This is a genomic window from Paenibacillus sp. FSL H8-0079 (genome assembly GCF_037991315.1).
GTDB lineage: Bacteria > Bacillota > Bacilli > Paenibacillales > Paenibacillaceae > Paenibacillus.
The window spans coordinates 2,345,867-2,361,106 of sequence record NZ_CP150300.1 but is presented as its reverse complement, the minus strand read 5'-3'; the positions used below and the strand labels follow the sequence as shown (position 1 = coordinate 2,361,106).

10 protein-coding genes are annotated in these 15,240 nt (G+C 46.9%); 1 reads left to right on the top strand and 9 read right to left on the bottom strand.

The window, feature by feature from the left end:
* Positions 1 to 3: 3 nt before the first annotated feature.
* Together MHI06_RS10705 and yicI are read right to left on the bottom strand one after the other, a co-directional pair.
* A complete protein-coding gene (locus MHI06_RS10705) occupies positions 4 to 1,014 on the bottom strand; it encodes an aminoglycoside phosphotransferase family protein (protein WP_340401445.1) in 1,011 nt (336 codons plus the stop codon).
* 74 nt (positions 1,015 to 1,088) lie between these two features.
* Entirely contained in the window at positions 1,089 to 3,407 is a 2,319-nt protein-coding gene (gene yicI / locus MHI06_RS10700) for an alpha-xylosidase (RefSeq protein ID WP_340401444.1), read from the bottom strand.
* Positions 3,408 to 3,579: 172 nt separating this feature from the next.
* On the opposite strand from yicI, the gene MHI06_RS10695 reads away from it, so the two are divergent.
* Positions 3,580 to 4,500, top strand: a complete 921-nt coding sequence (locus MHI06_RS10695; protein WP_340401443.1) for an AraC family transcriptional regulator — start codon at positions 3,580 to 3,582, stop codon at positions 4,498 to 4,500.
* Positions 4,501 to 4,658: 158 nt separating this feature from the next.
* Here MHI06_RS10695 and MHI06_RS10690 read toward each other — a convergent pair whose 3' ends face one another.
* The 7 genes from MHI06_RS10690 to MHI06_RS10660 form a co-directional block, all read right to left on the bottom strand.
* Positions 4,659 to 5,579 (bottom strand): hypothetical protein, encoded by a 921-nt coding sequence (locus tag MHI06_RS10690; RefSeq protein ID WP_169478556.1) that lies wholly within the window; start codon positions 5,577 to 5,579, stop codon positions 4,659 to 4,661.
* A gap of 387 nt (positions 5,580 to 5,966) precedes the next feature.
* A complete protein-coding gene (locus MHI06_RS10685; protein WP_340401442.1) occupies positions 5,967 to 7,826 on the bottom strand; it encodes an adenine deaminase C-terminal domain-containing protein in 1,860 nt (619 codons plus the stop codon).
* A gap of 314 nt (positions 7,827 to 8,140) precedes the next feature.
* A complete protein-coding gene (gene helD / locus MHI06_RS10680; RefSeq protein ID WP_340401441.1) occupies positions 8,141 to 10,516 on the bottom strand; it encodes an RNA polymerase recycling motor HelD in 2,376 nt (791 codons plus the stop codon).
* Positions 10,517 to 10,759: 243 nt separating this feature from the next.
* Positions 10,760 to 11,221, bottom strand: a complete 462-nt coding sequence (locus MHI06_RS10675) for a pyridoxamine 5'-phosphate oxidase family protein (protein WP_340401440.1) — start codon at positions 11,219 to 11,221, stop codon at positions 10,760 to 10,762.
* Positions 11,222 to 11,537: 316 nt separating this feature from the next.
* The gene (locus tag MHI06_RS10670; protein WP_062833711.1) at positions 11,538 to 12,605 is read right to left on the bottom strand and encodes an aromatic acid exporter family protein; all 1,068 of its coding nucleotides are present in this window, start codon (positions 12,603 to 12,605) and stop codon (positions 11,538 to 11,540) included.
* Positions 12,606 to 12,949: 344 nt separating this feature from the next.
* Positions 12,950 to 13,675, bottom strand: a complete 726-nt coding sequence (locus MHI06_RS10665; protein ID WP_340401439.1) for an HD domain-containing protein — start codon at positions 13,673 to 13,675, stop codon at positions 12,950 to 12,952.
* 1 nt (position 13,676) lies between these two features.
* Entirely contained in the window at positions 13,677 to 15,116 is a 1,440-nt protein-coding gene (locus MHI06_RS10660) for an NAD-dependent malic enzyme (RefSeq protein WP_169478561.1), read from the bottom strand.
* Positions 15,117 to 15,240 lie beyond the last annotated feature (124 nt).

Genomic DNA, 15,240 nt, shown 5'->3' with positions numbered 1-15,240 from the left:
AAATTAGTTGTGTCCAAGTTGCTTCCATTGCTCCAGTAAATCCAGCGTGCGCTGGCGATACTTCTGACCATCTTCAGGTTGATTGACCTGATATTCATGAACGTAAGCATTGAAATACGATGACAGTATTCGATAGGCAAGCCTGCGTGCCTGTCCTTCAGCAGATGGATCGAGTGCACAATTATATCCCTCATGAAAAGCAACCGATTCCGTTGACAATATGGCTTCAAACTCCCTGTCGGCAAACATGGAACGATCTCCGTCGATGATGGCCGCAATGTTTAGCTCACCGTTTTCCTCATGAACAAGCACGTTGGCTTCCCACAGGTCATTATGAACGAGTACCGGACGGGTCACCTGATCGAATAAGTCTTTATTTTTCATAAAGATAGCTGTGATTTCCTCCCCCACACCTGGCATATACTCGGCTTGTGCTGCTTTAAGTGCCGTTTCTTCTGCAAAAGAGTGCAGCACCTCGGACCATTGATCCGAGCCTTTAATTGAACCGTCCCCCTGCGGCCACCCAAACGATGCACCCTCGATCTGATGCATGATGGCGGTATAGGCGCCAAGCTGATGGTACAATCGCTCCTTGTCTGTCTCAGAAATTGATGAATGATCCAGCTGCTTACTAGGGATAAACTCCATAAACATGTACGTTCTCGGAATGATTGATCCGCTGTCATCACAGGCTATAATGTTTGGAGCAGGAATGCCTGCGTTACGGTAATATTCATACACGACCGGTTCAGCCGCCATCATGGTGCGTTCAAAAGAAAAAAGGGGATCACTCGCAGAACCGGCCACCATCTCTCCCCGCTGTGGTGCCAAACGCAAAATCACATCCGTATATGATGCATTTTCAAGCTGAATCCGATAAGTTGTATTAAAAAGTCCACCTTGCAGAAGTGCAAAGTTCTTCACAATGGTAGCGGTTCCAAAATTATTATCCACCAAGTGGTGCAGCATCTCTGACGATATGGTGCAGTGCAAACCCGAATTCATTGTACTCATTTCATTCAATCTCCTATCATGGTAGACAAACAGACGGCACCTTGCGGCACCGTCCTTTCTTCTACTATATCATTTTACAGTTGAATTGTGAGCGAGGTTGCACCTGTTGCTGCCGTAACGACAACCCCATTTGCACCAGACACTTGGGAACCACCTTCAACACTGGATACACTCTCAATGCCGCGAAGCACCAAGTTCCATGGTTTGCCTGCGCCTTCAGCACGAACTTCAAGCACTGAACCATTACGTGTAACGTTAACTGTGAGTTCCTGTTCTGCAGCTTGGTTCACAACCACAGCTTGAGCCGTTTGACCATCAGCCAGTTCGAACAAGTGCAAGGAGACATCATCCGCAAAGTCATAATCCGGTTTGCTATCTACAGCACCGACAGCGATCAGGCTGTTTGGCTTAACCATCATTGGCAGTGTTTTGAAGTCATGGTTTTCACTGATCCAGCGTCCACCTTGTACTTTCGCTCCTGTCAGATAGTTCGTCCAAGTTCCTTCAGGCAGGTAGTAGCGCACATCGCCTTCCTTGTTGAAAATTGGAGCTACCAGGATCGAATCACCGAACATGTATTGCGTATCCAGGCTGTATGTTGTTGGGTCCTCTGGGAAGTCCAGCAGCATAGCGCGCATCATCGGAATACCTTTTACCGTTGACTCTACCGCAGAATTGTACAGGTACGGCATCAGGCTGATTTTGAGTTTGGTAAAGTCACGGACAACGTCCACGGATTCCTCGTCAAACAGCCAAGGCACACGATACGAAGTACTTCCGTGCAGGCGGCTGTGAGAAGATAACAGTCCAAATTGTACCCAACGTTTGTAGACATCAGGGCTCGCTGTGCTTTCAAAACCACTGATATCATGGCTCCAGAATCCGAAACCGGAAAGTCCAAGCGACAAGCCGCCCCGAAGGGATTCAGCCATGGATTCATATGTTGAAGAGCAGTCTCCGCCCCAGTGAACCGGGAACTGTTGACCACCTGCTGTTGCAGAACGTGCAAACAGGGCAGCTTCGTTTTTGCCAATCTTCTCTTCAAGCAATTCAAATACAGCTTTGTTATAGAGCTGTGTATAATAGTTGTGCATTTTAACCGGATCAGAGCCATCGAAGTACACGACATCTGTCGGAATTCTTTCGCCGAAGTCTGTCTTGAATGAATCTACACCTTGATCAAGCAGGACTTCCAGCTTGCTCTTATACCAGTTCACAGCATCCGGATTCGTGAAGTCAACCAGAGCCATACCTGCTTGCCACATATCCCATTGCCATACGCTGCCATCCGCTGTTTTCACCAGATAACCGTTCTCCATACCTTCATCGAACAAGTAGGATTTTTCTGCAATATATGGATTGATCCAGGCACAGATTTTAAGACCCTTCTCTTTCAGACGTGCAAGCATGCCTTCCGGATCCGGGAACATCGCTTCATCCCATACGAAATCAGACCATTGATATTCCTTCATCCAGAAGCAGTCAAAATGGAATACAGACAGCGGAAGATCACGTTCAGCCATGCCATCTACGAAATGGTTAACCGTTGCTTCATCATAATCGGTTGTGAATGATGTTGTCAGCCAAAGACCAAATGTCCATGCCGGTGGAAGCGCTGGTTTACCTGTTAATTTCGTATAATTATCAAGTACATCCTTCGGATTGTCACCACCGATAATGAAGTACTCCAGAGTCTCTCCTTCTACGCTGAACTGCACTTTGGATACATTCTCGGATGCAATCTCATAGGATACGCGTTCAGGATGGTTTACAAATACACCATATCCTTTATTGGACAAGTAGAACGGAATGTTCTTATAGGACTGCTCACTGCTTGTACCGCCGTCCTCATTCCAGGTATCGACGATTTGGCCATTCTTAACAAACGGCGTGAAGCGCTCACCGAGTCCGTAAACATATTCACCAATACCGAGATCAAGCTGCTCGCGGAAGTACGCTTCCTTGCTCGGACCTGTAATATAACCAGCTGCTCTTTGACCGCTACCTGTAATGCGTTTTCCTTCATACAGGAAGCTGACGTCCCAACCGTTTGTTTTGTCGATTTGAACTTCCAGGTTGCCGCTTTTCAAAACTGCACCTTGTTCATTTTTCGAGATGTCAACGTTTGCATCTTGCGTGTTAAGCTCAAATACAGGCCCTTTTTTCACTCCGCCTTTATGATGATTCAAGGTTACACGAATAACGTTAGGCATAGGTGAGCTGTATGTTGCTTTAAGCAATGTACCGTTCAACGTGTCGCCTTTGCTGCGAATATATTTAGTTGCCGCATATACGGTCAAAGAATTATCTTTTTGCACAATATCACGAATGTCAGTCGGGTTTTGAATTTGGTACCCTTCACGAGTCATCCAGAATCCATCAGTAAATTTCATGTTTTCTTTCCCCCTTTGGTTATACTATAATAATATTGATATTAATAATGAATTTCTTCTCTTATTTTGACCAAATATATCACGATTTTGATATTAACCATCCGATTCTTGAACATCAACACCAAACTTTGGAAACGATTACATTAATAATGAAGTAAAAGGAGGCGTTGATATGGAACGTGAACGATTACGGGAAGACCGAATTCACGGCAATGCCATGTATCCAGTCAGTGTGTACCCGGATATCCAGCAACTCAATGGAGATAGCATTCTCGATTGCCATTGGCATGATGAGATGGAGTTCACTATGGTTACCAAAGGTTGTGCCGTCTTTCAGATTGATATGAACACCGTTGAGGTTCAAGCTGGAGAAGCCATTTTCATCAATCGAGGTGAGATTCATGCGGGTTATCTAAAGGGCAATGTTCCCTGTGTATTCTCTTCTATTGTGTTTAATCCCGAGCTGCTCGGCAGCCGCACTTTCGATGCGGTACAGGAGAAATTCATCGGTCCACTGATTCGCAAAACCGTGATTCCCCCTTTTCATATCAAAGCAGATGAGGATTGGGGACAAGAAATTCTGGATCACCTGCAACGCATATTCGCGGACCATGCTGCCAGAACAGAAACGTGTGAAATGTCAACGAAAGCGTATCTATATCTCGTATTTGCCCGAATGTTCGAACATATGAGACCTGCCCCGCTCAAAGGCACTGTGGCTACAGGGAGTCATGACAAGGTAGAGCGGCTAAAATCCGTGCTCGGCTATATCCACAAGCGTTATCCCGAACCATTAAAGCTGAAAGAACTGGCCGATGAGGCCAATATGAGCGAAGGACATTTCTGCCGTTTCTTCAAACAGATGGTGCAGAAAACCCCTGTAGATTACATTAACTATTACCGCGTGCAACAGGCCTGTGTTCAGCTTGAGAATACGGATCACAAAATTGTCGATATCGCCATGGATGTGGGTTTTGAGCATCTAAGCTACTTCATCACTACGTTTAAAAAACATAAAGCCACTACGCCTTCACAGTATCGCAAAATGTTCTATGAGAACGTAGCCATGGAGTCTGCCCTGGTTCAGGTATAGAAGAAGAAGGTGCTCACAGCTCATCAGCTGCAAGCACCTTCTTTATTAACTTTCCTGCGAACGAGTCAGATAACGCTTTGATCTGAGCCACTTTAGCTGAGTTAGAACTCATCTCATTCGCTGCTATCAGAGCTATAATTTTGAAGCTTAACATTGCCTCACTTTTTCATTGTCTTCCATGAAGTGTATTCATGCACGGAGAACCCGTTAAAGGACGCATGTGCTGAAGCCATTTTTTCGACCAACTTCAATTGTGCTTCCATATAAGTAGATCCCTCTTCATAAAAGGTAATGAAGTCGCCTTCCTTACTTTGCTTCGTTTCCACGGCTATAGAGATCGTCTTGCCAAGCAGAGCCGCTTCTGCAAGCTCATCCTTCGCTACACTATAGATCGCAGCCGCTGTATCGCGGTACGCCATGATGGTGATGGAGTCAAATTTGCGGATCATCCAGCTGCTAACCGCCATCGTTGAACCCGGAATTTTGTAGTTATCCAGCCAGAAAGGCAGATCAGCGGCTACCGGCATCTTCATCCGTGATGCTCTGCCAACAATATACTCCACATTGCCTTGCCACTGCGTGATCACACTAGCCTGATTGATTTTCCATTGCGGATGCACATGTGGCTCAATATCCAGATGAATACCAGCAAATTTCTCATTAGGCAGAGCCTCTGCCTGATACGCTTCGATCCAGTCTAAGAAGGAAGCAATCTGTTCCCGACTTTCCGTCAGCCCCCAGGCTGATCTTCCATCCATAACGTCAACCGCAATATTCTTGGCTCTCGCCTGACGGATAAAGCTTTTATAATCCGGAATTTTCACATCCCGGTTCATCTGCAGATAGATTGTATTAATCTTGTTCGTTGTCGCAAAATTCAATACTTCTTGAGGGTTGCTTCGAATCTGGGTTGTATCCCACACCCACGTCGCTCTTACCGGCACATCAAGGTTCCCATGAATCGTTTCATAACTATCCACAGAACCAATAGCAACGGCTTTCGAAGTATAGGCTGTACTCGCACACAGGATCAAACAACTGAGTAATAAGATAAAACGGTAACCTCTTTTGCTTTTCATATTTGTACACTCCCTCTGAAATTATCAGCTCTGACGTGCAAATCCGGATGAAATTGTGTCGTTTCATATTCATTTTATGGAGACTTATTTAAGTACGACGAATTTGGATTGCTTCTATATGCAATATCATCTCTAAGACTTACGACGAAAGAATCATATAACATTATTTCGGGAATTCACAGTTCTGTATGTATAGTTCAAAAGTCACAAATATCAGCTATTATATAAATTAACCCCACTTTCTTCACGACTTCAGTCATTATTGCCATATGTAAACCAAGCCCCAGAAGACCTAGAAAGCGTTTTCTCCATAAAAGCACAAAAAAACCGCCCTTAGGCGGCTTTGCATGTATCTCGATTTAATAATGCTCTAGTCAACATTTCCGTTCATTCATTACCCGATGGAGTTACCGGTGTACCGTCCACCACTTCATCGAAAAGGGACACCAGTTCAATGCCTTCTGCAGAAATCCGCACGAGCCCCTTGTCAGACAAACGCAATTCTGGAATTACAACCAGCGCCAACAAGGAAAGTGTCATAAATGCATTATTCAACGTACAGCCTGCGGATTGTAAAGCTTCACTGACTGATGCCGATTGGGCTGCAACCACTTCGAAAGACTCGGTTGACATCAAACCTGCGATCCGCAGCGGGAATTCAGTTACACCTGTAGCTGTTACCACGGCTACCCCACCTTGCATGCGAATGACACGATTACCGGCTTCGGACATCAGGGCATCATCATTACCGATAATTAACAGGTTGTGACTGTCATGAGCAACCGTCATCGCAATCGCTGCAGGCGATGTGAAGCCAATGCCTCCAACCAGCGCAACCGCGCGATTGCCGGTTTGTTTGTGACGCTCCAATACCGCGATTTTGCATACTTCCCCTGAAGTTGAAACCACAACCTTGCCGTTCTGCACTGTAACAGGCAGGTGTTTCTCCTTCGTATCCACATGGTTCTCTGTCACATGAATGATTTTGGCACCAATCGTACCCTCTGTGATGGGTGCAGCCAGCTCCAGATCCTCTGGCTGAATATTAGCTTCCAACTTCACCGTGTTCAGTGCTTCCTCAGGATACGTGAAGCTATCCCAGACCGCCGTCATTTTCCCATTCTCGGCCACAACTTGCCCGGCAGCAATCGTCATCCCCACACGTACATCCGCCAGACGACCGTCCAGCAGAATAATATCGGCTATATTGCCCGGAATAACCGCACCAATGTCGCGCGCAACCCCGAAGCGCTCAGCCGTGTTAATGGTAGCCATTTGGAAAGCCGTGACCGGCTTCACGCCTTGGGAGATTGCCAGACGAACAACAAAGTCCATATGTCCTTCTTTGAGCAGCGATTCAGAGCTTCGGTCATCAGTCACCAGCATCATCCGGCGTGTATCCAATCCAAGCTCGGTACAGGCTTTGATCGTCTCAGCCACATCATGCCATGCCGAACCTTGGCGCATCTTCGCGTACATCCCGAGTCGCAGACGTTCGACCACATCTTCCTTGGTCACACATTCATGATCCCCTGTTACGCCACTCGCTGCGTAAGCTGGCAGACGCCAGTCATCTGCTGCCCAGGTAAAGTGACCGTCTGCCACTTTGCCTGCCCGCAGAGTCGCCTGTATCTCACCGATCATCGTCTCGTCCCCGTAGACGACCCCAGGGAAGTTCATCACTTCCCCAAGGCCAATCATGTCCGGACCCCAGGAAAGAGCCTCAGCCACCTCTTCAGGCCCTATATAGGCACCCGTTGTCTCTAGTCCCGGATGAGTGGAAGGCACACAGGAAGCCACCTGCATATACGCAGCCATCGGAGTGGTCCGTGCTTCGTCCAGCATCAATCTCAGTCCTTTGAGACCAAGCACGTTGGAGATCTCATGTGGGTCGAAGAAACCTCCGGTCGTGCCTGAAGGCAATACTGCTCTCGCAAACTCGGTTACTTTCATTTGTGTACTTTCGATATGGCAGTGTCCATCCAGCAAACCAGGAGCGATATACTTGCCGTTCGCTTCAATAATCAGCGTATGTTCTCCGATAGTGTGGCTTACATCTTTGCCGACATAAGCGATACGAGCTCCTTGTACAGCTATGGACATCTCAGGCAAAATCTCACCCGATATCACGTTCACTAGCGTACCTCCCTTAATGACCAAAGTCGCTGGTAGATCTCCCCGGGCTGTAGCGACCAGATCCGGTACACAATCGGCCATAAGCGGCCGTTCAAAAGATGATTTGTTCATATGGTTTCCTCCTTTAATAAACGATCCCAAAAAAATATATTGTTACGATTATATGAGTCCAGACCTCATGTGTAAAGAAAAATCACATCCATTGTGCTTAAATACAAATTATGAAGTAATATTTATCCATGGAACCCAATCCTTACGAATTCACGTCAAGTTTTTTTGTTCAATACGATCACCTATACCTGGCTGGAACCTCATCTCGTATACTTTCTTCGCCAAACTAGCTTCTTCCTGATCTATGTATCATATACAAAAAGACTCCCGTTCCATTGAACGGAAGCCTTCTTCATGCATATGAACGTGTTATGTCAGTCCACTTGCGCAGCAGACACCTTGCCAAGATCGTACCATTCTTCCGACTGGGAGGTAATGAACGGACTCGGTGTGCCCACACAATAGACGTGCAGCAAATGCATCGCTCGCGTACAAGCCGTGTAGAACAACTTGCGTTCATGTTCTTGGGCATACTGCTCTGCAGAACCGTCATAGATCAGGACAGCATCGAATTCCACACCTTTGGCCAGATATGCCGGAATGACATGAACCCCCTGTTCAAATGCTAGCGTCGTTTTCTTGATTAACTTCGGTGCTGTGGGCAGTGCCTTGCTCAATGCAGCATGTACTGCTTTGCTCTCTTCGGCGGTCTTGCAGATGACTGCAACTGATTCATACCCTTCCTCAATCAAGTGCTTGAGGTCTGTTGTGATAACGTTCATATGACGCTCCGGATCTGAAGAAACGATCACTTTAGGCTTCTCGCCACTGCGGTTAAATGGAATAATCTCTTCCCCGCCAGGCACCATACCACGGGTAAACTCCACGATCTCCCGGGTAGATCGATAACTTCTGGTGAGCTCAATCACTTCCGTATTGTCAGGTCCATACAGGTTAGTCAAAGGTCCTGTTCCACTAAGCACGGAAGAGTGGGCATAGATTGCCTGATTAAAGTCACCGAGTGCTGTTATTTTCGCCCGTGGGAATAATCTCTTCATAAAGGCCAGCTGAAATGCAGAATAATCCTGTGCCTCATCAATAATGACATGACGAATATTGGAGTTAATATGGAATCCAAGCATAAGCTCACGTAGGTACAAGTATGGCGTAATATCTTCATAGGCCAACTCCTGAAGCTTCAATCTGCGTAACGTCATCTTACAGATTTCATCCCATTGAGCAGGCAGCGCTTCGTCACCAAGCAGTCGTACCATCTGAGCCTGATCGTTGAATAGATGTGCATATAATTGTCTTATATCAACGAATCGTAAGGACTTAATCCATTTTCGCAACGGTTTGAGTCGGTCACTGACCACCATACGTGCCAGAATCCCTCTTTCCTGCTCGAAGTCATTAAACGTATGGGTCTTTCCTTTTTGCTTGCGCTTCAACCGTTGATACGCACGTTGCAGATCCTCCGGCTCCATCAGATCAAGCTGCTGATCAACCCAAGGCGCATCCAGTTCACCTTTACCAAAAGCAGACAGTTCTTTCAGCATCCAGTCCCGCAACATCTCCAGTCGACTCACCAGCTTAACGGACGACTCGAAGCTGTAGAATTTCTCAGCCATAGCCTCTGACGTGACAATCGCTCGGCCCTGGAAGCGAACCGGCTTGAACTTCATGCCCCCTGACAGCATGCTTTCCTTATAACGCGTAATGACCTTCAGGAAAGATTCGGATGACTTGAACCGAATGCTGGACATACGAACATCGTAATCGGGATCTTCCGTCCCCGTAAGTACATATTCAAGCTGAATGAACGGATCTTCCAGTTGATATTCACGACCCAAACGGCGTTCCAGATACTCCTGGAAGGTCGTTTGCAACATATTCTCCTCCCCAAGCTCAGGCAGTACCGTAGAGACATAACTGTTGAACATCGGATTCGGCGAAAAAAGAACCATCTGATCCGCTTGCAGATGCTCGCGGTATTTATAGAGAAGATAGGCCACACGCTGGAGCGCTGCGGATGTTTTGCCACTTCCGGCTGCGCCTTGCACAATGAGCATGCGTGTCCGGTCATTGCGAATAATCCGGTTTTGCTCTTTCTGAATGGTCGCTACAATACTCTTCATCTGCGCATCCGAAGTTCGACTGAGCACGGCCTGCAACAACTCATCGCCAATCGTAACCCCCGTGTCGAACATAAAGCGGATACGTCCGTCCCGAATGACAAACTGCCGTTTCATCTCTATATCACCGCTAATCTCGCCGCTTGGTGTATGATACGTGATCTGACCCGGCGCCCCGTCATAATACAGGTTGGAGATTGGCGCACGCCAGTCGTAGACCAGAAAGGATTCTTCTTTCTCGTCCAGCAAAGATGCGATCCCCAGGTAAATGCGTTCTGCATTTGGATATCCATCTTCTTTGAAATCAATGCGGCCAAAATATGGTGAATGATGCAGTCGTTTCATTTTGTCCAACGCACCCGCTGTATTCAGATGGCTACGCTCCCGATCGGACAGTACCTGTGACTGCTGTCGCATGCTGGTTGAAGTCTCCCCGACATCGTCCGCTTCGCTAAAGTTCATCGTAACTTCGTCCCAGAAGTCTTTTCTCATGCCAACCACTTCGTCCCGGAAGGAACCTACTTCATCTTCTAACGTTGTGATCTTGCGCTCAATCTGATCGGTCACGGTGTTAACCCGTTGTTGTTCCTCACTCCACTGCTGCTCTGTACTCATATGTTAATAGCCCCTCTTTCCCCGGATTGTGTCCTCAAAATCCCATTTGACAAGCCCGAAAAGGCAATGGTATAATTATTAGAAAGTAAACATTTTAATTTTATGTTAATTAGTTCTAATTTTCTGAAAACCATTTTTTATTGTACCAGTGACAACGTCCCGATGCAAGCGGAGGCGTTTTTTGTTGTTTCTTCTTCATTATTACCCAATCACCGGGTCCTCAACTGATTAAGCCATTCATGCCTACTTTCGCAATTCTTCAATTGTCTCTTTCCAGCGGGTAATTGCCACAAGTTCATCTTTTAATTGAAATGTAATTCCTGAAGTGATCTCCGCATATGGCGCGTGATCTACACGTACATGAAGCACTCTGGCTTCAAAGCGATCTCTCGGATGAACAGCGCCCTTCATCTCAGGCAACAGCTCTACTTCTATACGGATATGCAGCAATCGCTGTCCTTGAACCGCAATCAAGGTAGCCTTGCCTGTTTTGCTCATGTTCATACTGGTCTGTGTACCTTGCCACAGAGCCAGTCTAAGCTGATGCGGACTTATCGCAATGACTTCGCCCATACTGATCATCGCCTGATGCGGCCACTGATCCTCAGATACGGTCAGCAGTTGCATGGCTTCATGCTGTTTATGCTCCAGATTTGTCCCACTCAACCATTCCATTAATTCAGCGTCCAATTCCTCTATAATCATGTCTCTATCCCTCAGTTCGTTAAAATTCATTCATGCCATTCAGCCCTATGTATGACAAAACAACCCGGACACGTTTGTCCGGGCTATGTTGTAACTCCATTGTATATGATCGCCAAGCAGGTGTGCAATTCGCACTTAGAGGTTGTTCAAAAAGTCTAATTTTGATTACGAATCATGCCTAACGGCATCATCAGCATCGAATATGAAATTCAGCCGAAATGTCCGTTGCTCACGTAGTTTTCCTACGCTCCGCTACTCCATTTCTATCTTCATTCCATCTTCTTGGTACTGAAAACCAGACTTTTTGAACTTGAATTTAAGGCCACTTAAGCCAATTCAAAATTTTGTCCTGTGATTCTTTGTCTTCACTGGAGCTATGCACATGTTCGGCAAGTCGATTCAGACGTTCGAGCTGATACCCATAATCATAGATTGCAGCTGCCACGATGGATAATCGTAACATCCCGTCCTTGTCGATATCAAACTCAGTGATCGCCTGTTCCATGAAACGATCATTGTCCAATACAAACTGCGCTGCCTCTTCGCCGTTCGGTTTCAACTTATCCTCGAACTTGAGCAGTGCATGCTCATGGAATTTGATAACCAATTCCAGATGGGAGTCAAAAAACAGATCCATAGCCGGTGTCCGCGGTGCCTGGAAATAGTGGCGTTCCACCGAATCCAGTACCTCATACCCTTTTTGCAGACTCAACAGCATCTGTTTGTAGACCACCATCTGCCTGGTTTCGCTGAATTTTGAACGCTTCATCTTCTTCTGTTCCTCTTCGAACAAGTTATACTTGTCGGACAGAGACTTAATGGAGCCACCCAGGTTGTTTTTCTCCTCCCGGAACACGACTTCCTTAATCTCATCCGAAATCGAGGTTCGCAGAAGCAACGACATGCCGCTGAAGACACTCTGGATCTGCTTCACGAACTGAACCTTCGGTTTCGGAGGAAATACCGTAATGTTGATGAGAAACGCCGATACAATACCAACCAGTGTCAGCAGAAAACGATTAAGTGCAAAATGCCAGTCACCCGAAGCTTCCATAATGGATACAACCGTGACCAGTGTCAGTCCAACCGTCTCGCCCATATTCAATTTAAGACATATCATGATAACAAGCACAATAATTAATCCAACAGCAATAGGCTCATTGGACAACACCATACCTCCCACCAGGGCCACAATAGCTCCGAGTGTGGTCGTTTGCAGCTGATCCAGGAAGTATTTCCAGGAACGATAGATGGAAGGCTGCATGGCGAATATAGCCGCGATTGCGGCAGGCACGGGAGATTGCGGGTTCAAGAACAGGCTGCTAAGGTACAAGGCAAGCGTGACCGCGATCCCCGTCTTAAGTACACGTGCACCAAACGACATGGTGGTGACCCCTCCTCTTTACCGAACCTGAAATTTTACATTTAATGATCATGTTCATTATTACCCCATATTTCTTTTTTTGCCTGAATTCATTCAGGAGAACGATTTATTGTACCATGGAAGACCTTCCGTTGCCATGTCATAAGTCGTAAACCTTATTTAAATCATTTCATAACTCACTAAAAATAGATTATTGATTCATTTATGTATGTTAATACACATTATTAACCCAAAATGATGAACCTAAAAAGAAGCAAATCTTCAAAATGGATTTTCGCCACTTCAAAGATTCGCCTCTGTTACGTATGAAACCTCTGTGTAATCGTCATGCTTATCAAGCCTGCCTACCGATCCGTGCCCTCCCATTCCCTTTTGAACTGCTCTACGAACTGCACCATATAATGATGACGCTGCTCCGCCAGTTCCTTGCCATAGGAGGTATTCATCAGATCTTTGAGCTTGAACAACTTCTCATAAAAGTGATTTATCGTGGTGCTGCGCCCATTACGATATTCCTCACGGGTCATATGCTCCCGTGGGGGAAGAGATGGATCGTACATCTCGCGCGCCCTCGCTCCTGAGAAGGCAAAGGTGCGCGCGATTCCAATCGCCCCCAGCGCATCCAGACGATCCGCATCCTGTACAACTTGTGCTTCAAGCGAGCTGACCGCAGGAAGCTGGCCTCCCGCATACGAGATGGTGCTAATAATACCCACAACCGCTGCACGTGTATCCGAATCAAGCGGCTGGGTATCCAGCCAGTCATTCAGTTTCGCCATCCCGGCTTCCAAACTCTCATTCAGCTTCTCATCCGGTACGTCATGTAATAATGCAGCCAGTTCACAGACAAATGGATCTGCACCCATGCGGTGAGCGAGTTCGACCGCAAGTGCAGTTACCCGTTCAATATGCGGCCAGTCATGACCATCCGTATGCTTGGACGAGTCCCCTTGTACAAAAGATCGGGCAGCACGCAGTACAGCCTCTCCTTCGGCTGTTCCATCTACATTGCCCAGGTGCTCTGGTCCTTTTACGCTCTGGCTAGATGGTTGAAGAGGGTTCTCTGGCATCTTACGATTCCCCACCTTCACGAGCCTGCTCACGTGGAATACGCCGCGCTACACCCGTCTTAACAGCTGCTTCAATGACGCGATTACGCATTGATTTGACCACTTTATCATTGAACACACTCGGAATAATGTAATAGCGTGTACGCTCTTCGTCCGTAATGGCCGAGGCAATCGCTTGAGCAGCTGCCAGCTTCATTTCTTCATTAATTTCGGTAGCCCGGCAATCCAGAACTGCCCTAAATATGCCTGGAAAACATAACACGTTGTTGATTTGGTTCGGATAATCGGATCGTCCTGTCGCCATAACAGCCACAATGTCCTCCACCAAAGCAGGCATAATCTCAGGCACCGGATTGGCCATCGCAAACACGATTGGATCTTCGGCCATGGTCTGCACATCTTCACGAGTTAACAGATTGCCGCGTGACAAGCCAATGAACACATCGGCTCCACGAATGACTTCACGTAGCGACCCCGTTTCCAGTTCCGGGTTGGTACGAGCCGCATAGTCACTCCAGACTTCATTCTCATAGGTTTGTGTCCGTACAATCGCACCTTCACGATCGACACCAATAAGTCGACTGGCTCCCGCAGACAATAATATGTTGCTGCATGCTACACCGGCTGCTCCAATACCACAGACCACGATCTTCACATCATTAATCGACTTGCCTACCAGTTTGAGCGCATTGATCAGACCGGCATATAACACAACCGCTGTGCCATGCTGATCATCATGAAATACCGGGATGTCCAATTCCTCATTCAGACGACGTTCAATCTCGAAACAACGTGGTGACGAAATATCCTCCAGATTAATGCCGCCAAAACCAGGTGATATCGCTTTCACAGTACGAATGATTTCCTCGGTATCCTGCGTGTCCAGGCAGATTGGGAAGGCATCCACACCTGCAAACTGTTTGAACAACATTGCCTTACCTTCCATGACGGGCATCGCTGCACGGGGACCAATGTTGCCCAGTCCAAGTACCGCACTGCCATCGGATACCACGGCTACCGTGTTCCGCTTGATCGTCAGCGAGAAAGCTTTCCCCGGTTCTTCCACAATGGCCGAACATACCCGAGCCACATCCGGGGTATACACACGCGACAGGTCTTCCCGATTCTGAATCGGAGTCTTCGGTGTCACTTCGATCTTGCCGCCCAAATGCAGCAGGAACGTTCGATCTGATACGTTAATGATGGATATACCTTTGAGCTGGCGTACGCCTTCTATAATTTTGCTGTTATCCTGTGCATCTGTTACCGCGACGGTCAAGTCGCGCACACTGACATCCTGATTGGTCGAAATGACGTCAATGGCAATGATGTCTCCACCAGCTTCCGAGATGGCCGAAGCCACTTCGCCAAACTTGATATCTTTAGTTGTCATTTCCAGCCGAATAATAATGCTGTTGCCGTCCAGATTTCTCTGATTCATTTCAATTCCTCCCAGACTGAAAGTCTTGAGTTACATGTTACCTGTTTGTCTTCGCTGCGCGGACACGTTTATCCTTTATCTTGTCCAGAAAAAGTGGTTCAACAGCCAAATACATAAAATAAAA

Coding starts and splice junctions, on each gene's coding strand:
- MHI06_RS10705 (WP_340401445.1), bottom strand. CDS start 1,014: ATGAGTACAATGAATTCGGGTTTGCACTGCACCATATCGTCAGAGATG.
- yicI (WP_340401444.1), bottom strand. CDS start 3,407: ATGAAATTTACTGATGGATTCTGGATGACTCGTGAAGGGTACCAAATT.
- MHI06_RS10695 (WP_340401443.1), top strand. CDS start 3,580: ATGGAACGTGAACGATTACGGGAAGACCGAATTCACGGCAATGCCATG.
- MHI06_RS10690 (WP_169478556.1), bottom strand. CDS start 5,579: ATGAAAAGCAAAAGAGGTTACCGTTTTATCTTATTACTCAGTTGTTTG.
- MHI06_RS10685 (WP_340401442.1), bottom strand. CDS start 7,826: ATGAACAAATCATCTTTTGAACGGCCGCTTATGGCCGATTGTGTACCG.
- helD (WP_340401441.1), bottom strand. CDS start 10,516: ATGAGTACAGAGCAGCAGTGGAGTGAGGAACAACAACGGGTTAACACC.
- MHI06_RS10675 (WP_340401440.1), bottom strand. CDS start 11,221: ATGATTATAGAGGAATTGGACGCTGAATTAATGGAATGGTTGAGTGGG.
- MHI06_RS10670 (WP_062833711.1), bottom strand. CDS start 12,605: ATGTCGTTTGGTGCACGTGTACTTAAGACGGGGATCGCGGTCACGCTT.
- MHI06_RS10665 (WP_340401439.1), bottom strand. CDS start 13,675: ATGCCAGAGAACCCTCTTCAACCATCTAGCCAGAGCGTAAAAGGACCA.
- MHI06_RS10660 (WP_169478561.1), bottom strand. CDS start 15,116: ATGAATCAGAGAAATCTGGACGGCAACAGCATTATTATTCGGCTGGAA.